This window comes from Aeromicrobium sp. (assembly GCF_014378035.1).
Classification (GTDB): domain Bacteria; phylum Actinomycetota; class Actinomycetes; order Propionibacteriales; family Nocardioidaceae; genus Aeromicrobium.
Genome location: NZ_JACMOM010000075.1, coordinates 1 through 19,260 on the forward strand (window position 1 = coordinate 1; position 19,260 = coordinate 19,260).

At 67.0% G+C, this 19,260-nt stretch carries 15 protein-coding genes and 1 pseudogene; 9 read left to right on the forward strand and 7 right to left on the reverse strand.

Annotated elements, in window-relative coordinates:
• Positions 1 to 652, forward strand: a 652-nt coding sequence (locus tag H7290_RS04040) for an RNA polymerase sigma factor (protein WP_290512735.1), incomplete at its 5' end; no start/stop codon positions are given.
• Between the two features lie 106 nt (positions 653 to 758).
• Here the strand turns inward: H7290_RS04040 and rfbA are convergent.
• A complete protein-coding gene (rfbA, locus tag H7290_RS04045) occupies positions 759 to 1,625 on the reverse strand; it encodes a glucose-1-phosphate thymidylyltransferase RfbA (RefSeq protein ID WP_290512736.1) in 867 nt (288 codons plus the stop codon).
• Between the two features lie 61 nt (positions 1,626 to 1,686).
• Here rfbA and rfbB point away from each other — a divergent pair.
• Positions 1,687 to 2,679: pseudogene (rfbB, locus tag H7290_RS04050) on the forward strand (dTDP-glucose 4,6-dehydratase); the annotation flags it as partial.
• Positions 2,680 to 2,828: 149 nt separating this feature from the next.
• Here rfbB and H7290_RS04055 read toward each other — a convergent pair.
• Complete coding sequence (locus H7290_RS04055) at positions 2,829 to 3,029, reverse strand: hypothetical protein (RefSeq protein WP_290512748.1); 201 nt, start codon at positions 3,027 to 3,029, stop codon at positions 2,829 to 2,831.
• Positions 3,030 to 3,274: 245 nt separating this feature from the next.
• On the opposite strand from H7290_RS04055, the gene H7290_RS04060 reads away from it, so the two are divergent.
• Complete coding sequence (locus tag H7290_RS04060) at positions 3,275 to 5,332, forward strand: DNA topoisomerase IV subunit B (protein WP_290512749.1); 2,058 nt, start codon at positions 3,275 to 3,277, stop codon at positions 5,330 to 5,332.
• Between the two features lie 12 nt (positions 5,333 to 5,344).
• Here H7290_RS04060 and H7290_RS04065 read toward each other — a convergent pair whose 3' ends face one another.
• The 5 genes from H7290_RS04065 to H7290_RS04085 all read right to left on the reverse strand — a co-directional run bounded on the left by H7290_RS04065 (position 5,345) and on the right by H7290_RS04085 (position 12,998).
• Entirely contained in the window at positions 5,345 to 7,462 is a 2,118-nt protein-coding gene (locus tag H7290_RS04065; protein WP_290512737.1) for an acyltransferase family protein, read from the reverse strand.
• A gap of 82 nt (positions 7,463 to 7,544) precedes the next feature.
• Positions 7,545 to 8,039, reverse strand: a complete 495-nt coding sequence (locus tag H7290_RS04070; RefSeq protein ID WP_290512738.1) for a carbonic anhydrase — start codon at positions 8,037 to 8,039, stop codon at positions 7,545 to 7,547.
• Positions 8,040 to 8,048: 9 nt separating this feature from the next.
• Positions 8,049 to 9,800, reverse strand: a complete 1,752-nt coding sequence (locus H7290_RS04075) for an MFS transporter (RefSeq protein ID WP_290512739.1) — start codon at positions 9,798 to 9,800, stop codon at positions 8,049 to 8,051.
• Between the two features lie 11 nt (positions 9,801 to 9,811).
• A complete protein-coding gene (locus tag H7290_RS04080) occupies positions 9,812 to 10,504 on the reverse strand; it encodes an LppX_LprAFG lipoprotein (RefSeq protein WP_290512740.1) in 693 nt (230 codons plus the stop codon).
• A 4-nt stretch (positions 10,505 to 10,508) separates the two neighbouring features.
• Entirely contained in the window at positions 10,509 to 12,998 is a 2,490-nt protein-coding gene (locus H7290_RS04085) for a DNA topoisomerase IV subunit A (RefSeq protein ID WP_290512741.1), read from the reverse strand.
• A gap of 100 nt (positions 12,999 to 13,098) precedes the next feature.
• Between H7290_RS04085 and H7290_RS04090 the strand changes: the two genes are divergently transcribed.
• The 6 genes from H7290_RS04090 to H7290_RS04115 form a co-directional block, all read left to right on the forward strand.
• Positions 13,099 to 15,792 carry a bifunctional GNAT family N-acetyltransferase/acetate--CoA ligase family protein gene (locus tag H7290_RS04090; protein WP_290512742.1) on the forward strand — a complete coding sequence of 898 codons (2,694 nt, stop codon included), beginning with the start codon at positions 13,099 to 13,101 and terminating at the stop codon, positions 15,790 to 15,792.
• A complete protein-coding gene (locus H7290_RS04095) occupies positions 15,792 to 16,373 on the forward strand; it encodes a DUF5998 family protein (RefSeq protein WP_290512743.1) in 582 nt (193 codons plus the stop codon). The genes H7290_RS04090 and H7290_RS04095 overlap by 1 nt, the downstream gene beginning before the upstream one ends.
• Positions 16,374 to 16,414: 41 nt before the next feature.
• The gene (locus tag H7290_RS04100; protein ID WP_290512744.1) at positions 16,415 to 17,473 is read left to right on the forward strand and encodes an alkaline phosphatase family protein; all 1,059 of its coding nucleotides are present in this window, start codon (positions 16,415 to 16,417) and stop codon (positions 17,471 to 17,473) included.
• A 58-nt stretch (positions 17,474 to 17,531) separates the two neighbouring features.
• Positions 17,532 to 18,116 (forward strand): TerD family protein, encoded by a 585-nt coding sequence (locus H7290_RS04105; protein ID WP_290512745.1) that lies wholly within the window; start codon positions 17,532 to 17,534, stop codon positions 18,114 to 18,116.
• A gap of 91 nt (positions 18,117 to 18,207) precedes the next feature.
• Positions 18,208 to 18,786, forward strand: coding sequence for a TerD family protein (locus tag H7290_RS04110; RefSeq protein ID WP_290512746.1), 579 nt, complete (start codon positions 18,208 to 18,210; stop codon positions 18,784 to 18,786).
• Positions 18,787 to 18,832: 46 nt separating this feature from the next.
• On the forward strand, positions 18,833 to 19,260 hold a 428-nt coding region (locus H7290_RS04115; RefSeq protein ID WP_290512747.1), incomplete at its 3' end, for a DUF475 domain-containing protein.

Consider the following 19,260-nt stretch of genomic DNA (forward strand, 5'->3'; position numbering starts at 1 on the left):
CCGCGGAATGCAGTTCCTCGACCTGATCCAGGAGGGAAACCTGGGCCTGATCCGTGCGGTCGAGAAGTTCGACTACACCAAGGGCTTCAAGTTCTCCACCTACGCCACCTGGTGGATCCGCCAGGCGATCACCCGCGCAATGGCCGACCAGGCCCGCACCATCCGCATCCCCGTGCACATGGTCGAGGTCATCAACAAGCTCGCGCGTGTCCAGCGCCAGATGCTGCAGGACCTCGGGCGTGAGCCCACGCCCGAAGAGCTGGCCATCGAGCTCGACATGACGCCCGAGAAGGTCGTCGAGGTGCAGAAGTACGGTCGCGAGCCGATCAGCCTCCACACTCCGCTCGGCGAGGACGGCGACTCGGAGTTCGGCGACCTCATCGAGGACTCCGAAGCCATCGTCCCGGCCGACGCCGTCTCGTTCACCCTGCTCCAGGAGCAGCTGCACGCGGTGCTCGACACCCTGTCCGAGCGTGAGTCCGGCGTCGTGTCGATGCGTTTCGGTCTCACCGACGGTCAGCCCAAGACGCTCGACGAGATCGGCAAGGTCTACGGCGTCACGCGCGAGCGCATCCGTCAGATCGAGTCCAAGACCATGAGCAAGCTGCGCCACCCGTCGCGCTCGCAGGTTCTGCGCGATTACCTCGACTGAGCCTGCCTTTGGCCCCCCGGGGCGGCGTCAGCTCGCCACATCTGCGCCGTGAAGGCGAGAAGGGCAACTCGCTCGACGCAGCCCGGCCACTACTCTCGTGCGGGCCTCACCTGTCGGCGAGGAGCCCGAGCAAGTAGTTGCCGTAGCCGCTCTTGCCGGCTGCCGTGGCCTGCTGGCGCAGTCCGTCGTCGGACAGGTACCCCTTGCGCCAGGCGATCTCTTCCGGGCTCCCGATCGACAGTCCTTGGCGCCTCTGCACGGTGCGGATGAATTCGCCGGCCTCGCTCAGCGAGTCGAACGTGCCGGTGTCGAGCCACGCAGTGCCGCGCTCGAGCACCTCGACCTTGAGTCGTCCGGCCTCGAGGTAGCGACGGTTGAGATCGGTGATCTCGAGCTCACCGCGGGCGGACGGGTTGAGCTCGGCGGCCATCGCGACGACGTCGTTGTCGTAGAAGTAGAGCCCCGGCACGGCGTAGTGACTCTTGGGCGCGGCCGGCTTCTCTTCCAGGGACACCGCCCGGCCCGACTTGTCGAACTCGACGACCCCGTACTCGGACGGATTGGCCACGAGGTAGCCGAAGATCACAGCCCCGTCGACGTCGGCGAAGCGGCCGAGATGGGTGCCGAGCCCCGTGCCGTAGAAGATGTTGTCGCCGAGGATCAGGGCGACCGGCTCGCCGCCGATGTGGTCAGCCCCGATGATGAACGCCTGCGCCAGCCCGTCGGGGCTCGGCTGCTCCGCGAAGGTGATCGAGATACCGAACTGCGACCCGTCGCCCAGGAGCCGGACGAACTGGTCAGCCTCGTGTGGCGTGGTGATGATCAGGACGTCGGTGATGCCGGCGAGCATCAGGGTCGACAACGGGTAGTAGATCATTGGCTTGTCGTAGACGGGGAGCAGCTGCTTGCTCACGCCACGAGTGATGGGATGCAGCCGGGTGCCCGTGCCGCCGGCCAGGATGATTCCACGCATGCCGCGAACCTTACTGTCCTCGGTAGTGGCGCTGCAGGAGGCTGCAGATAACCTCGTGGTCATGCGCACACTGCTCGTCACCGGTGGTGCCGGTTTCATCGGCTCCAACTTCGTCCGTCACACCCTTGCGCACACCGATCTCGACATCACCGTGCTCGACAAGCTCACCTACGCAGGTAGCCGTGAGAGCCTCTCCGGATTGCCTGCGGGTCGCTGCAAGCTCGTGGTCGGCGACATCACCGACGCACGGCTCGTCGACGAGCTCGTCATGACGCACGACGCTGTCGTGCACTTCGCGGCCGAGTCGCACAACGACAACTCGCTGGCCAATCCGCGTCCCTTCGTCGAGACCAATGTCGTGGGCACCTTCACCCTGTTGGAGGCCGCTCGCAAGCATGAGGTGCGGTTCCACCACATCTCGACCGACGAGGTCTACGGCGACCTCGAGCTCGACGATCCGGAGCGTTTCACCGAGGCGACTCCCTACAACCCCTCCAGCCCCTATTCCGCCACGAAGGCCGGCTCCGACCTTCTCGTGAGGGCCTGGGTGCGCTCGTTCGACGTGCAGGCGACCATCAGCAACTGTTCCAACAACTACGGCCCGTTTCAGCACGTCGAGAAGTTCATCCCGCGCCAGATCACCCAGCTCATGGACGGTATGCGACCGCGCATCTACGGCGAAGGTCTCAACGTCCGCGACTGGATCCACGTCGACGACCACAGCAGCGCCGTGCTGCTGATCATCGAGCAGGGCGTGATCGGTGAGACCTACCTGATCGGTGCGGACGGTGAGAAGAGCAACCGCGAAGTCGTCGAGCTGTTGCTCGCAGAGTTCGGTCGCGAGTCCACCGACGTCGAGCAGGTCACCGACCGTGCCGGCCACGACATGCGCTACGGCATCGACTCGAGCAAGCTGCGGGCCGAGCTGGGGTGGGCACCACGCTTCGGCAACTTCGCCGAGGGACTGGCCGACACCGTCGAGTGGTACCGGGCCAACGAAGAGTGGTGGCGGCCGAACAAGGCAGCGACGGAGGCCATGTACGCGCGCCAGGGTCAGTGGCGGGCGCCACGAGCGTCGGGAGGCCATCGACACGATCGACCGACCCGACTCCCATCAGGGCATCGTTTCAACAGACAAAGCGGAGGGCCGACCAGCCCAGCCGGTCGACCCTCCGCTTTGTCTGTCGTCAGTAGCGACGCGGCTCAGTCGTTGTCAGCCGAGAAGGCTGAGGACGAGGCCAGGCGCTCGCTCTCGTCGTGGATGAGTGCGGACATCTCGCGCAACTTGTCCTCGTGCTGCCGGGCGTGGTGTGCGCAGAACATGAGCTCTCCACCACCGCCGAGCGTCACGCGTACATAGGCCTGAGCGCCACAACGGTCGCAGCGGTCGAGCGAGCTCAGCATGGGGGCTGTCAGTGTGTTCACGGTGACCTTCTCTCTGAGCCTTAAGCGGATCTGACCTGTTTCAACATCCAACCATGTGGCGCTATTCCGTGCTGCGCTTGCGGGTCGATGGTGACCTATGACATACATACTCCCGGGCCGACACAAATGAAGGCAGGCGCGCGGCGGGCCGCGTGTCCGACGGGGTGGCACGGCCCCGCTCGATATTGTGGGGGCACACCGACATCCAGAGATGAGTCCTCACCATCGACAGCACGTACGACGCCCGCAACCTCCTCGTCCTGGAGGGCTTGGAGGCAGTCCGCAAGCGGCCCGGAATGTACGTCGGCTCAACCGACACCCGGGGCCTCATGCACTGCCTCTGGGAGATCATCGACAACTCGGTCGACGAGGCGCTCACCGGGCACGGCACCCACATCCTGGTGGCGCTGCACGCTGACGGCTCGGTCGAGGTGCACGACCAGGGGCGTGGTGTCCCGGTCGACACCGAGAAGAAGACCGGGCTCTCGGGCGTCGAGGTGGTCTACACCAAGCTGCATGCCGGTGGGAAGTTCGGTGGCGGCTCCTACGTCGCGACGGGCGGTCTGCACGGCGTCGGCGCGTCCGTCGTCAACGCCCTCTCCGTCAGGCTCGATGTCGAGGTCGACAAGGGCGGTGCCACGTGGGCGATGTCGTTCCGACGCGGGGAGCCGGGCATCTTCGCCGGCGACGGACCGTCAGCTGACTTCACGCCCACCAACGAGCTTCGCAAGATCGGCAAGGTCGCGAAGGCGCGCACGGGAACACGAGTGCGTTACTGGGCCGATCCGCAGATCTTCATCAAGGGCGCCAAGTTCGCGTACGACGAGCTCGTCGCCCGCGCCCGGCAGACCTCGTTCCTGGTGCCGGGTCTGGAGATCGTGCTGCGTGACGAGCGGGGCGATCAGCCCCACGAGGAGAAGTTCCGCCACGACGGCGGCATTGCGGAGTTCTGCGAGTTCCTCGCACCCGACGAGCCTGTCACCGACGTGCTTCGGCTGCAGGGCGAGGATGTGTTCACCGAGACCGTGCCGCTGCTCGACGACAGGGGTCACATGACCCCGCAGGACATCGAGCGCAACCTCGGCGTCGACATCGCGCTGCGATGGGGCACTGGTTGGGACACCGAGCTCAAGTCGTTCGTCAACATCATTGCCACCCCAAAGGGCGGCACGCACCTCAATGGCTTCGAGAAGGGCGTCACCAAGACCTTCAGCGACGTCCTGCGCACGACCCGCCTGCTCAAGACTGGCGATCCCGACGTCATCAAGGACGATGTCCTCGAGGGCATGACGGCTGTCGTCACGGTGCGTCTCGCGGAGCCGCAGTTCGAAGGCCAGACCAAGGAGGTGCTCGGGACGCCGGCGGTCACCAAGATCGTCAACCAGATCGTCTCGCGCGAGCTCAAGGCGTTCCTGACGTCGACCAAGACGGCCCATCGGGCCAAGTCGCGTCTGGTGCTGCAGAAGGTCGTCGACGCGTCGAGGACGCGCCTTGCCGCCCGCCAGCAGCGTGACACCCAGCGGCGCAAGAATGCCCTCGAGTCGAGCGCACTCCCGGCCAAGCTCGCCGACTGTCGCAGCAACGACGTCGAGCGGTCCGAGCTGTTCATCGTCGAGGGCGACTCGGCGCTCGGCACCGCCAAGTCGGCGCGCGACTCCGAGTTCCAGGCGCTGCTCCCAATCCGTGGGAAGATCCTCAACGTCCAGAAGGCAAGCATCGGCGACATGCTCAAGAACGTCGAGTGCTCGTCGATCATCCAGGTCGTCGGCGCGGGTTCCGGCCGCACGTTCGACGTCGATGCAGCCCGCTACGGGCGCATCATCCTGATGGCCGACGCCGATGCCGACGGCGCGCACATCCGGTGCCTCCTGGCCACGCTGTTCTTCCGCTACATGCGCGAGCTCGTCGACGCGGGCAGGGTCTACACCGCTGTGCCGCCGCTGCACCGCATCGAGCTGTCGAACCCGCGCAAGGGCCAGGAGCGGTTCGTCTACACGTACTCGGACGCCGAGCTGCAGCGCAAGCTTGCAGAGCTGAAGCGCAAGAACTTGGCGTGGAAGGACCCCGTCCAGCGGTACAAGGGCCTGGGTGAGATGGACGCGAGCCAGCTGGCCGAGACGACGATGGACCCGCGGCACCGCACGCTGCGACGGCTGACGGTCGACGACGGGGCCGAGGCCGAGTCGGTCTTCGAGCTGCTGATGGGCAACGAGGTACCGCCGCGCAAGGAGTTCATCGTGCAGGGCGCTTACGAGATCGACGCCGACAAGATCGACGCCTGACGCCCAGCTAGGTCAGCCGGTTCGTCGCTCAAGCAAAGAGTCTTGGTCGAGGCGGGCGTAGATGTAGGGCGACAGCGTCGTCATGTAGGTATTGCTGACGTGGGTCCTGTCTCGATAGACGTTGACCCCACCGATGACCGCCGGGCACGACGTCTCGTTGCAGTAGTAGTGGGTGAAATCGTATATCCGTGTGCCCGGCACTACCTTCGTTGCCAGGGTGAGGGCGTCGAAGCTGGCGAATGCCTTGCCTCTTGGCGTCGCGCAGCTGTCCGGGGTGATGGTGGTCTTGAGAGTGAGGCAGTCGTTGGTGTTCTTGGCGTGTGAGGGATTGTCCTTGATGACGACGATCGGGGTGCCGCGCTCGGTCACAGGCCGCCAGGTCTCGGCATAACCGGCGATGCGCCGCTGCTCCGAACCGAGCGCGCGCGTGCTCGAGAGCGCCGTCGTGACCACGATGTCGATCTTGTCGGCGTTGGCCTTGAGCCAGTCGTTGACACTGTCGCGCCACTGGTAGCACTCCTCGGCGATCGCATGGTTGGGACCGGTGTAAGTGTTGCTCGACCACGGGCAACCCGCCTTCACATGGCCGGTGACAAGGACCTTGTGCTGCTTGGCCAGGCGCACGAATGCAGGCAGCAGGCTGCGGGCGTGCGAGTCGCCGATCACGACGACCCTGGGGACGGTGCGGTTGGTGCGATCTCCGAAGACACACGTCGTGGTGATGACGTTAGTCGCCTTGCAACCCGGGTAGTTGGCGTCGTCCTTGATCACAGCGGTGGTGTCGGGCACCAGCAGGCCGTCGAGCTCAGGGTTGTCGCACGGTTCGCCGGGCACCCTTGATGCTGCGCCGAAGCAGCGCGGCGTATCGGATTTGACGCGCTCAGAGACCTTCTGCGCGCGCTCGCTGGCGGCATCGGCGTGGCGGATGCCGCCGAGACACGTCGCGGCGAGAGCCATGGCCAGCACCAGTGACAACCCGAACGTCACGCTGGTCCGCTGGATGCCGAGGCGGCGGCCTGTGCGTACGGGGTCCTCGATGAAGCGCTTGGTGAACGCCGCGGCCGCGAAGGTGCCGACCAGGATCGCGATGCGCGGCTCGAACCCGAGCGGATGCCCCAGCGCGAACGGCAGGATCACGATCGGTGGCCAGTGCCACAGGTAGAGCGGATAGGAGATGTCACCCGTCCACTGGACGAACCGCAGCTTGAGCAGGCGCTGTGGGGACAGCCGGGTCTGCGGCACGCCAACAGCGATCACCGCGACGGTCGCGAGAACGGGCAGGAGGGCGGCCGTGCCGGGGAAGGCCGTGGAGCCGGAGAACCGCAGCCCGCAGTAGAGCAGCGCCGCGAGACCGGCCCACGAAATCGCAGCCCCGACGCGGGGGTTGAGGGTTCTGACGCGACGGCGGCCGGCGGCCGCATGCGCAGTCGCGAGTGCGAGTAGTGCTCCGGCGCCGAACTCCCAGGCGCGGGCGAACGTTGAGAAGAAGGCAAACGGACCGGTGTGGTAGGTCAGCCACAGGGAGTAGGCGAAGCTGGACACCGTGGCGACCATGACGACGGCCGTCATGACGGTGAGGCGACGTGTCTTGAGTCGGGCCGCAATCGCGAGCCCGAGCAACATCAGCAGCGGCCACGCCACGTAGAACTGCTCCTCGACCGAGAGCGTCCAGTAGTGCAAGGCGACGCTCGGTGAGTTGTCGGCAGCGAGGTAGTCAACGGCGTCGAGGGCGAGCCGCCAGTTCTGGAAGTAGAGGGCCGACGCGAGGATCTCGCGGAAGTTTTGCACCCAGTGGATCTGTGGGATCCAGATGAACACCGCCACCGCTGAGCTCGCAAGCACGAGATAGGCGGCCGGAAGCAAACGACGCGCCCGCCGCGCCCAAAAGCGGCCCAGCCGGACGCTGCCGGTCGAGGTGGCCTCGCGGGCGAGGTGTGACGTGATGAGGAATCCGGAGATGACAAAGAAGACGTCGACTCCGGTGAAGCCGCCCGGCACCCGGACGGGCCACAGGTGATACAGCACGACCAGGAGCGCGGCGCCGGCACGCAGTGCCTGAATTTCTGGGCGCACCACGGTGGCGGTGCGAGGTCGATCGGAGTCTGGTCGCGAGGTCTTGTTGTCTGTCACGGCATCGGGCGCGCAGCGCATGTTGCGGCGACCAGAATGTCGGGAGCAGGCATGCAGATCAGTTTAGTGGCCACTATGCGGGCTAGCTGACAGGGTTGAGCAGGCCCGTGTCGACGTCATAGATGAACCCGCCCACCAGGGTGGTGTCACCGATGAGCGGGTGGCTGCGCACGCGTTCGACGTCGGCGTGCACCGTGCTCTGCTGGTCGACGATCGCGCCGAGAGTCATCCAGGAAGCGTCAGAGCCGGCACTGCGGCTGATCTTCTGCTTGAGCTCGTCCTCGCTCGACGATGCCATTGCGCAGCGGGTGTGCTCGACGATGAGGATGCGATCGACCTGCAGGAGCGTGACGCCGATGACCAGTGCCACCAGGGCCTGGTCGGTGACGCGACCGCCCGGGTTGCGCAGAATCTTGGCGTCACCGGGCTCGAGCCCGATCATCTGCAGCGGGTCTATGCGCGAGTCCATGCAGGTGACCATCGCGACTCCGGCATGGGCGATGCCGTCGAAACCGCTCAGGCCGAACTCGGAGGCGTAGCCACGGTTGGCGTCGAGCAGATCGTCGAAGTTGTGCATACCGAAAGGCTATCGGGCCGCATGCTCCTGCGGTTCACGCAGGAGCATGACAGAGAGCACAGCCGCGATGAGGGCGCACACGGCGGCGCCCACGAACACCGCGTGCAGCTGACTGATGCCGGCATCGCGGACGGCGTCCTTGTAGGCCCGGCATGCCGTCGAGTCGCCGCCGCAGAGCTGCGCGGCCGGCGGGATCTTGTCGGTGGCGGCGTAGAACGTGCGCAGGCCGATGGTCGTCAGTGCCGAGATGCCCAGCAGCATGCCGACCATGCGTGCCACGATCAGCAATGCCGATGTCACCCCGTGCACCGCGTCGGCCGTGTGGGCCAGCAGGGCCGCATTGACCGGGGCGATTGCGAGGCCGAAGCCGAGCCCACCGACGATGAGGGAAAAGGTCTCGGTGGGATGCTTGAGCGAGGTGGCGTCCCACGTGGACATGTGCCAGAACGCGGCCGAGCTCATCAGCATGGCCACACCCGTCAGCACCGAGGCCGGCACACGTCTCAGGAGCCACCCGCCCAGGACCGCGCCGATGGGCAGGGCGATGAGGAAGCGGACGAGCACGAGGGCGGCATCGAGTTGTGAGTCGCGGTAGATGGTGAGGCGGGCGAAGAACGGAATGTCGACGAGTGCCGCGATCAGGGCTGCCCCGATGAAGAACGAGACGACGAGGGCGCCCCAGGCCGGTCGGGCCCGCAGCGCACCGCGGGGGATGAGCGGCTGGGCGGCACGCCGTTGACGCACGGCGAAGCCGGCGAATGCCGCCACCGCGAGTGGTACCAGCCACGGGGCGTTGGGCGAGACGGCTCCGCTCTCGGGCTCCGCGGAGGCGAAGGTGACGATGACGGCTCCGAGCCCCGCGGTGAGCAGCAGCGCACCCCAGATGTCGGTCTCGCGGGCCAGCGCCGGCCAGCCACGCCAGCCGATCAGCGGGCGTCGAGCTGTGGCCTGGCGAACCAGGAAAAGGGCGAGGACCGCGTAGGTCGCGAGGGCGAGCGGTGTCAACCACCGGGAGTCACCGGTCACCGGCAGGAAAGCCAGACCACTGGTGACACCCTCCACGAGGCGCGTCGGCTCGAGCATGACCAGCGTGAGGGCGAGCAGTCCGAGCGCAGCCAGCCCGATGCCCGCCACATCAGGTCGACCGACATCCTTCGGCGTCAGAGATGACGACGAAGAAGCCGGATCGCGATGTCGCATCATGGCGGCGGCAAGCAGGAGCCCGATGCCGCAGTTGAGCCAGAAGATGGCGCGCCAGTCGCCGAAGGCCAGCACCACGGCGCCGTAGAGCGGGCCGAGCACGCTGCCAAGCTCTTGCACCGCGCCGACGATGCCCAGCGGGAGCCCCCGCTTCTTGGGTGGCCACATGTCGGCGATCAGCGCCAACGTGGGCGGGATCAGCCCGCCGCCACCGATGCCCTGGATGAGCCGGCCGACCACGATGCTCTCGAGGTTGTAGGCCGCCGCGGTGATGAGCGAGCCCACGGCGAACACCACGAGCGACGCGAGCAGCACCGGGACACGTCCTCGAAGGTCAGAGATGCGACCGATGAGCGGCAGGATGCCGACATAGCCCAGCAGGAAGCCTGAGACGATCGGCGCGGCGCGCTGCAGCTCGGTGATGGGGAGCCCCGTCGAGCTCATCATGTCGGGCAGGGCGAGGACCACGACGTAGGTGTCAGCCGCGGCAAAGGCGATGGCGACGGCGGCGAGACTCAGCAGAACGCGCGATGCGGGTCGTATCGCGTCTCCGGAGGTCATGCGCGGGGGTCTTACGGGGCCTTGATCGTGACCGGCGAGCTGGAGGTGGTGAGCGTGACCCGGTAGGTGACGTTGCCGCCGCCAGGATAGAACGCGCCCACCAGCGTGACGTCGCGAAGCACGTCGTCAGCGTCGAGCCGGTAGGTGACCTTGAAGCTCTTGTCCGTGGCGGCCGAAGGGATGATGTCGCGAACGATGCTGCCGGGCAACGTCCCCTTGATGGTGGTCAGGACGTCAGACCCGTCGCGCGACTTGCCGCCGTCGGTGAGCTTGGTGGTCTTGACCAATATCTGGGTGATGCCAGTGTCGGCCGCAAGCAGGGAGGCTGGATCGGGGGCCTTCAGCGACGCGGGATCGATCGTGAGGAAGGTGGGAGCAAACCCAGTCTTGGCGTAGACCTTGCCGCCGACGGCGATCACGTCGGCGTCGAGGCTGGTGCCGCCGGTGATGACGGTGACCTTGCCGTCGAAGGCGGGGGAGTGGTTGCCCTTGCCCTTGGCGGAGAGGAGGCCGGTGACGCCCGACGGGAGCTTGGCGGTCGACAGCGAGATCGTGATCGTCTCGGCGGCGTCGAGCGTCTTCTTCGCGGTGGCCAGTCGGGCGGCCAGCGTGCCGTCGTCGATTTTTGCGTCTGAGGAGCCGGAGCATCCGCTGAGGACCAGGGCCGCCGCGGCCAGGACAGGGAGCAGAAGTCGGGTGCGCACCATCTCAGTCTTGCATGTCGGTGTGCGCGGTGGCGTCGGTCGCGACAGGTTGCGGCAAGCCTCCGGGAGGGCCTGACACGGCCAGGATCGGTTGAGCGGCGGGCACCCCCGAGCCGTCGCGGCGATCGGTCGGAGCGGGAAGCTCGACGGGAGAACCGCTCGTGGCGCACGCCATGGGGATGCCGTCGCCGACCCAGGCGAGAAGCAGGCCGTCCTCACCCCTGAGAAGGCGTTGACACCGCACGCCCCCGGTGGCCCTGCCCTTGGCGGGGTAGATCGCGAGCGGGCTGACCTTGACCGCGCCGTTCTGCGTGCCGGGCAGCGCGGAGCCGGAACCTGCGACGGTCACGACGTGCGCAGATGACATGTCAGTCACAGCGCCGAATGACACCGCACGCTCGCCGGTCGACAGCTTGACGCCGGCGACGCCACCTCCGGCGCGGCCCTGCGGACGCACGAGCGACGCCGAGAAGTGCAGCAGCTGCGCATCTGAGGTGACGAAGACAAGATCTTCGTCACCGGTCGCGAGCTCGACCGCTCCGACCAGCACGTCGCCGTCGGCGAGGGTGATGACATCCCACGAGTCGCGGGACAGCACCTCAGGCCTGACCCGCTTGACGATGCCGTCGCGCGTGCCCAGGGCGAACCCCGGACCGTCGTCCCTGAGCCCGACGAGCGCCAGGGCGGTGCCTTCCAGCCCGGGGATCTCCGGGAGCGGGACGCCCCCCTGCAGGTTGGGTGACTGAACCGTGGGGGGCAGAGCCGGCAGGTCGAGGACCGAAATGCGCTGGATGCGACCATCGGCCATGACGACGCCGATGTCGCCACGTGCCGTCGCGCGCGCGGCAGACACGATGGTGTCGTGCTTGACCCGACGGTCGACTGCGCCGAGCGGCGAGTCGTCCGACGTGCGTGCGAGCAGCCCGGTCGCGGACAGCAGGGCCCAGCAGGGGTCGTCACTGACTTCGAGCGGGGAAGCTGAGGTGGCCTTCTGGCCCGACGACTCGAGCAGGACCGTGCGGCGCGGGGTGCCGAACTTCTGTGCCATCTCGTTGAGCTCGTCGCCGACGACCCTGCGGAGCGACTGATCGTCGGCAAGGATCGCGTCGAGCTGCTCGATGGCGCGCCGTAGCTCGTCGGCCTCACGCTCGATGTCGAGGCTCGAGAGCCGGGTGAGGCTGCCGAGGGTGCGTCCGAGGATGTAGTCGGCCTGTGCCTCGCTCAGATCGAACACCGACCGCAGACGCTCCTTGGCGTCCGCCGGGTTGTCGCTGCCGCGAATGAGCTGGATGACCTCATCGATGTCGACCAACGCGAGCAGCAGGCCCTCCAAGAGGTGCAGGCGGGCGGCAGCCTTGTTGCGGCGGAACTGGGTGCGCCGCCGCACGACCTGCAGCCGGTGCTCCAGATAGACCTCGAGCATCTCCTTGAGCCCCAGGGTGCGGGGCTGGCCGTCGACCAGGGCAACGGCGTTGGTGCCGAACGAGCTCTCCATCGGGGTGCTCTTGTAGAGCTGCTCGAGGATCGTCTCGGGGATGAAGCCGTTCTTGATCTCGATGACGAGCTGCAAGCCCTTGTGACGGTCAGTGAGGTTCTTGATGTCGGAGATGCCCTGCAGCTTCTTGGCCAGCACGAGCTTCTTGATGGCCTCGATGACCTTCTCGGGGCCGACGTTGTAGGGCAGCTCGGTGACCACGATGCCCTTCTTGCGGGCGGTGACGTTCTCGATCCGCGCCGTCGCGCGCATGCGGAACGAGCCGTTGCCCGTGTCGTAGGCGTCTCGGATGCCGTCGAGCCCGACGATCTTGCCGCCGGTGGGCAGGTCGGGTCCGGGAATGAAGCGCATGAGGTCGTCGAGGTCGGCCTGGGGAGTCGTGATGAGGTGGCGCAGCGCCTGCACCACCTCGATGAGGTTGTGTGGCGCGATGTTGGTGGCCATGCCGACCGCGATGCCGCTCGCGCCGTTGACGAGCAGGTTGGGCAGGGCGGCGGGCAGCACCGCCGGCTCGGTCTCGCGACCGTCGTAGTTGGCCTTGAAGTCGACGGTGTCCTCGTTGATCGAGGCTGTCATGGCTTCGGCCGCGCCGTGCATACGAACCTCGGTGTAACGCATCGCCGCAGGTGGATCGTCCTGCGAGCCGAAGTTGCCATGCCCGTCGGCGAGTGGGAGCCTCAGCGACCAGGGCTGGATGAGTCGCACGAGGGCGTCGTAGATCGAGCTGTCGCCGTGGGGGTGCAACCGGCCCATGACCTCTCCGACGACGCGGGCGCTCTTGACGTGGCCCCGGTCGGGCCGGAGGTTGAGGTCGTCCATCGTGTAGAGGATGCGCCGCTGCACCGGCTTGAGTCCGTCGCGTGCATCGGGGAGCGCGCGCGCGTAGATGACCGAGTAGGCGTACTCCAGGAAGCTCGATCGCATCTCGTCGCCCACGTCGGTGTCGACGATGTGCTCCTCGAAGTCCTCCTCAGGAACCTGCTTGCTGCTGCGGGCCATGCATCCTCACCTGGTCGACGGTCGTGAACGATCCATTTTCGCCGTTCCCCGGCGCGGACTCTCATCGCCACGCCGGGATGACACCCGATAGGTTGGTGGTGTGACAAGCGAGGTGCATCCAGTCGAGCACTGGGAGGCCGATGTCCTCCTGAAGGACGGTCGTGTCGCCCAGCTGAGGCCGATCCTCGAGGCTGACGCCGAACGGTTCGTCGAGTTCTACTCCAGAGTCTCCGAGCAGTCCAAGTACTTTCGGTTCTTCGCGCCCTACCCGACCCTCTCTCAGAAGGATGTCGCTCGCTTCACGACGGTCGACCACGACCGCCGTGTCGCCTTCGTCGTCACGGTTCACTCCACGATCATCGGGGTTGCTCGCTACGACGCGATCGACGACGACGAGGCCGAGGTCGCCTTCCTGGTCGAGGACGCCCACCAGGGTCGCGGTGTGGGTCAGCTCCTGCTCGAGCACCTCGCTCAGGCCGGGCGCGAGCGGAGCATCCGACGCTTCGTCGCTGACGTCCTGCCCTCGAACTCCCGCATGCAGCAGATCTTCCGCGAGATGGGCTACATCGTCGAGGGCACGATCGACGGCGGCGTGCAGCGGCTGACGTTCGCGCTCGACCCCACCGACACCGCCATCGGCGTCATGCGCGCTCGCGAGCAACGCGCGGAGGCCGCCTCGATCGAGCGCATCTTCCGGGCCCGGAGCATCGCCGTCATCGGAGCCAGCCGGCGGCAGAACTCGATCGGCCAGGCCATGGTGCGCAACCTCGTGCTCGGCGACTTCAGCGGCAGCGTCTATGCCGTCAACTCCCAAGCCGAGGCGGTCTCCGGGCTCCCCGCGTTCAGGTCGGTGCAGGACATCCCGGGCGAGGTCGACGTCGCCATCGTCGCCGTGCCCGCGGAGGCGGTCAACGACGTCGTGCTCGACTGTGCCGCCAAAGGCGTGCACGGCCTCGTGGTCATCTCGGCGGGCTTCGCCGAGGAGGGCCCCGAGGGGCGTGAGCGTCAGCGTGCGCTGCTGGGCCTCAGCCGCAGCTACGGGCTGCGGCTCGTCGGTCCCAACTGCCTCGGCATCATCAACACCGCCCCCGACCTGCAGCTCAACGCCTCGCTGTCCCCGACAATGCCCCCTCAGGGACGTGTCGGGTTCTTCTGCCAGTCCGGCGCACTGGGAACCGCGATCCTCGAGTCGGTGTCGCGTCGAGGGCTCGGCCTCTCCACCTTCGTGTCGGCCGGCAACCGCGCCGACGTCTCCGGCAACGACCTGCTGCAGTACTGGCAGGAGGACGACGCGACCGAGGTGATCCTGCTCTACCTCGAGTCGATCGGTAACCCCCGCAAGTTCTCCCGCATCGCCCGTCGTGTGTCGCGCACCAAGCCCATCGTGGCGGTCAAGTCGGGCCGATCGACCCAGGGCGTGCCCGTGGGACACACGGTCAAGCGCACCTCGGCGCCGCAGTCTGCCGTCGATGCGATGTTCCGGCAGGCCGGCGTCATCCAGGTCGACACCCTCGATGAGATGTTCGACGTCGCCCAGCTGCTGGCCCACCAGCCGTTGCCGCGCGGCAACCGCATCTCGATCGTCGGCAACTCCGACGCCGTCGCTCTCATCGTCGCCGATGCCGCTGATGCCGCCGGTCTGCGCGTGCGCGACCCCGTCTCCCTGGGAGCCGACGCCAACGCCGACGACTTCGAGGCCGCGATCGAGACGGCGATCGCGAGCCCCGAGACAGATGCGCTCGTCGCGGTCTACATCCCGCCACTCAACACGAGCGGAGAAGACGTCGCCAACGTCCTGGCCGCTGTGGGCGAGCAGTCCGACAAGCCCATCGTGTCGACCTTTCTGGGCACCGAAGGCGTCCCGGTCCTGCTGCGTGTCCCCGACCTGCTGGGTGGGTCGGCGGGTCGGGGCTCCGTGCCGTCCTACGCCGCGCCAGAGGCCGCGGTCCGTGCGCTGGCCCGCGTCGTCAACTACGCCGAGTGGGCCGCCCGCGACCATGGCGAGTTCCACCTCGCGCTCGATCACCGCACCGGCGACGCACGCGCCCTCGTCCGACAGGTGCTTGCCGCAGCACCGCGGGGCGCGATCCTGTCGACCGAACAGGTCCACGCGCTGCTCGCCTGCTACGGCATCGACCTCTGGACCTGGATCAACGTTCACACCAAGGAGGAAGCAGTCGCCGCGGGCGAGAAGCTCGGCTGGGACGCGATCCTCAAGGCGGGCAGCGAGCACCTGCGTACTCGACCCGACCTTGCGCACATCTGGCGCGGCATCCGCGACGCCGACGACATGAGCGAGGCCTGGGACGACCTGACGACCTGGACCGGCATGCGCAAGGACACCCGGTTCTTCGTCCAGAAGGCCGCTCCCGACGGCATCCAGGTGTCGTTCAGCGTCACCGAGGACCCACTCTTCGGCCCCCTCGTCTCGTTCGGTCTGGCCGGCGCTCCGAGCGAGCTGCTGGGCGACCGCTCGTACGGCATCCCACCGCTCACCGACCTCGACGCGGAAGCCATGATCCGCAACCTCAAGTCGGCCCCGTTGTTGTACGGCTACCGGGGTTCGGAGCCTGTCGAGGTCGATGTCCTGCAGGACATCATCGTCCGGCTCGCCGCCATGAAGGACGACCTTCCTGAGATCGCCGAGCTGGACCTCGAGCCGGTGTCGGTCAACTCCGACGGCTGCACGGCGCTGAGCGCGAGGGCGAAGGTCATCCCTTCTGCCGACAGGCGTGGCGAGTGGTACGTCCGACGACTCAGCCAACCGGCATCGGCGGGGGATACGCTGACGTGATGACCACTGACCACACGGACGAGATGTTCGACGAGGTCTCCCGGAGTGGCTACTACCCCGAGATCGTCGCTGAGGGCCTCCGCGACGCACTCGCGGGCGAGGGCGTCGCAGCGTACGTCCTGCACCACGAGCCGACCTTCGACCACGACGAGATCCGCCGCCACATGACCGTCCTCGCGCTCACGCCGAGCCGCCTCGTGCTGGTGCACACCGACGAGCACCCCGGCGACGACCTGCTGCCCGCCCCCTACACGTCGACGACGTCCGAGGCGGTCTCGGTGTCGCAGGTGCGTTCCGTCGTCGTGACCCGCATGGTCACCTCCAAGTCCAAGCAGCTGGAGGAAGCAGTGCTGACTGTCAGCTGGGGTGCGGTGTCGCGGGTCGAGCTGGAGCCGGCCCGCTGCAACGATCCGGAGTGCGATGCCGACCATGGCTACACCGGCAGCGTGACAGGCGACGACTTCTCGTTGCGGCTCAGCGCAGCGGCCGACGGCGGCTCCGCGGTGGTCAGGCTCCTGGCATTCGCACGCACGCTCTCGGCGGCCACGTCACACGTGGTCGTCGCCGGCCAAGCCGGATGAGGGCGCCCGGACCCGGCGGCCGGCAGACGATCGACCAGATCATGCCGTCCGTCGCAGCCGCGATGGGCGTCCCCGGCTTCGACAACGCGCTGGCTCTTCCCCACGCTCCGCGCTACGTCGTGTTCCTCGTCGACGGGCTCGGTCTCGAGCTGCTGCGTCAGCACGCCGACGTTGCGCCGTTCCTGTCGTCGCTCAACAACATCGAGGACGTCGTGTGCGGAGTGCCGTCGACGACGGTCACGAGTCTGACGTCCCTCGGCACCGGTCTGGGCGCGGGCGCGCACGGCATGGTCGGCTACACGTCTCGGGTTCCTGGAAGTGGTCGACGGCTCAACTCCCTCAAGTGGGACCAGCCGGTTGATCCCCTGATCTGGCAGCCTCATCCGACAGTTCTGTACCGGCTGCAGGAGGCCGGCGTGGCGGCATCGTCGGTCAACGATGCGAAGTTCGAGGGCACCGGCCTGACGGTGTGCAGCCAGCGCGGGGTCCCGTTCCACGGCGTCAACTCGGTCTGGGAGAGGCTCGACGTGATCATCGACGTCATCGAGTCCGCGCCGAGATCGGTGACGTACGCCTACGAGTCGAGGCTCGACCACGTCGGCCACGGCAAGGGCTGCACGTCCGAGGAGTGGCGCACCATGCTCGGTACGATCGACACCGAACTGGCGCAGCTGCGCGAGGAGCTGCCACGCGACACAGTGCTGGTCGTGACGGCCGACCACGGCATGATCGACCTGCCGATGGACAATCGATTCGACGTCGACTCCGAGCCGATGCTCCTCGGTGACGTCGAGCTGCTCGCCGGTGAAGCACGCTTCCGACACCTCTACACGCGGCCCGGAGCAGAGGCCGATGTCGCCTCGCGCTGGAGCGAGCACCTCGGTGACCGCGCTGTCGTGCGCACCCAGGAAGGCCTTGAGGACTGGTTCGGGCCCATCGCGCCCGAGGTGAGCCCGCGCATCGGCGACGTCGTGGTCGCCAGCCTGGGGCTTTTTGCCGTGTTCTCCTCGCGTGAGTTTTCGATCGAGCTCAAGATGAGAGGTTTTCACGGCTCGGTCACGGAGGCTGAGCTGCGCATCCCGGTCCTCGTCGCCGTATGACTCCGTGGTTCCGAGCGCCCGAATGCTAGGCTCGCGGCCCTAACAGAAGGAGAGTCTCGTGGGAGTCAATCTGACCAAGGGCGGCAACGTCTCGCTCACCAAGCAGGCCGGTTCGGCTGGCCTGGCCGCCGTGACGGTCGGCCTCGGCTGGGACATCCGCTCGACGACGGGTGCCGACTTCGATCTCGACGCCTCCGCCATCGGGGTCAACACCGACGGCAAAGCTCTCAGCGACCAGCACTTCGTCTTCTACGGCAACCTGACGAGCCCCGAGGGTGCCATCGAGCACACCGGTGACAACCTGACCGGCGAGGGCGACGGCGACGACGAGAAGATCAAGGTCGACCTCCACACCATGCCCGCCGAGATCGACCGGGTCGTCTTCCCGGTCTCCATCTACGACGCAGACACGCGCTCACAGTCGTTCGGCCAGGTGCGCAACGCCTTCATCCGGGTCATCAACCAGGCCAACGGCGACGAGCTCGCCCGGTACGACCTGACCGAGGACGCATCGACGGAGACCGCGATGGTGTTCGGGGAGCTCTACCGCAGCGGCGCCGAATGGAAGTTCCGCGCGGTGGGACAGGGCTACGCCTCCGGCCTGGCCGGTATCGCCAAGGACTACGGGGTCAACGTCGGCTGAGAACGCCTGACGGGCGCGTCTTGTGTAGCGTTCACAGGGAAGGCCGGGGATCCAGCCCGGCCCCGACGGACCAGCACACGGAGGAACACCCATGTCGGTATCTCTCGCCAAGGGCGGCAACGTCAGCCTGACGAAGATCGCACCCAGCCTGATCGCTGTGTCAGTCGGTCTCGGCTGGGACATCCGCTCGACCACCGGGGCCGACTTCGACCTCGACGCCAGCGCCCTGCTCTGCGGTGCCGATGGCAAAGTCATCGACGACTCGCACTTCGTCTTCTTCAACAATCTCGTGTCGCCCGACGGCGCGGTCGAGCACACCGGCGACAACCTCACGGGCGAGGGTGAGGGCGACGACGAGCTGGTGCACGTTGACCTGGCCACGTTGTCCAGCGCTGTCGAGAAGCTGGTGTTCGCGGTCTCCATCTACGAGGCCGCGAGTCGTCAGCAGTCCTTCGGCCAGGTCATCAACGCCTTCATCCGCGTCGTCGACCGGTCGAACGGGCAAGAGCTTGCCCGGTACGATCTGACCGAGGACGCTTCGACGGAGACCGCCATGGTCTTTGGAGAGCTCTACCGCCACGGCACGGAATGGAAGTTCCGTGCCATCGGGCAGGGCTACGCATCCGGACTCGCCGGCATCGCGAAGGACTACGGCGTCAACGTCGGCTGAGTCCTCCCACCCGAACCACCACCCACCGACAATCGACAGGGCACACGTGATTCTCAAGACCTTCGGATGGTCGTTTGCGCTCACCGCGGTGGCGCTCATCGGTGCATTCATCCTCGGTGGACCCAAGGCCTTCGCCCTGGTGGCGATCCTGTGTGTCCTCGAGATCTCGCTTTCGTTCGACAACGCAGTCGTCAACGCCCGCGTCCTCGAGAAGATGAATCCCTACTGGCAGCGGCTCTTCCTGACGGTCGGCATCGTGATCGCCGTGTTCGGGATGCGGCTGCTATTCCCGCTGCTCATCGTCGGCGTCACGGCCAGCCTCGGCCCGATCGAAGCCGTCAAGCTGGCCCTCGAGGGTGGATCGATCGACACACCGGGCACCTACGCGTACCTGCTCCACGAGGCTCACCCGAGCATCGCGGCCTTCGGTGGCATGTTGCTGGGCATGCTGTTCCTCGACTTCATCTTTGAGGA

Coding starts and splice junctions, on each gene's coding strand:
- rfbA (WP_290512736.1), bottom strand. CDS start 1,625: ATGCGTGGAATCATCCTGGCCGGCGGCACGGGCACCCGGCTGCATCCC.
- H7290_RS04055 (WP_290512748.1), bottom strand. CDS start 3,029: ATGCTGAGCTCGCTCGACCGCTGCGACCGTTGTGGCGCTCAGGCCTAT.
- H7290_RS04070 (WP_290512738.1), bottom strand. CDS start 8,039: ATGCACAACTTCGACGATCTGCTCGACGCCAACCGTGGCTACGCCTCC.
- H7290_RS04075 (WP_290512739.1), bottom strand. CDS start 9,800: ATGACCTCCGGAGACGCGATACGACCCGCATCGCGCGTTCTGCTGAGT.
- H7290_RS04085 (WP_290512741.1), bottom strand. CDS start 12,998: ATGGCCCGCAGCAGCAAGCAGGTTCCTGAGGAGGACTTCGAGGAGCAC.
- H7290_RS04095 (WP_290512743.1), top strand. CDS start 15,792: ATGACCACTGACCACACGGACGAGATGTTCGACGAGGTCTCCCGGAGT.
- H7290_RS04100 (WP_290512744.1), top strand. CDS start 16,415: ATGCCGTCCGTCGCAGCCGCGATGGGCGTCCCCGGCTTCGACAACGCG.
- H7290_RS04110 (WP_290512746.1), top strand. CDS start 18,208: ATGTCGGTATCTCTCGCCAAGGGCGGCAACGTCAGCCTGACGAAGATC.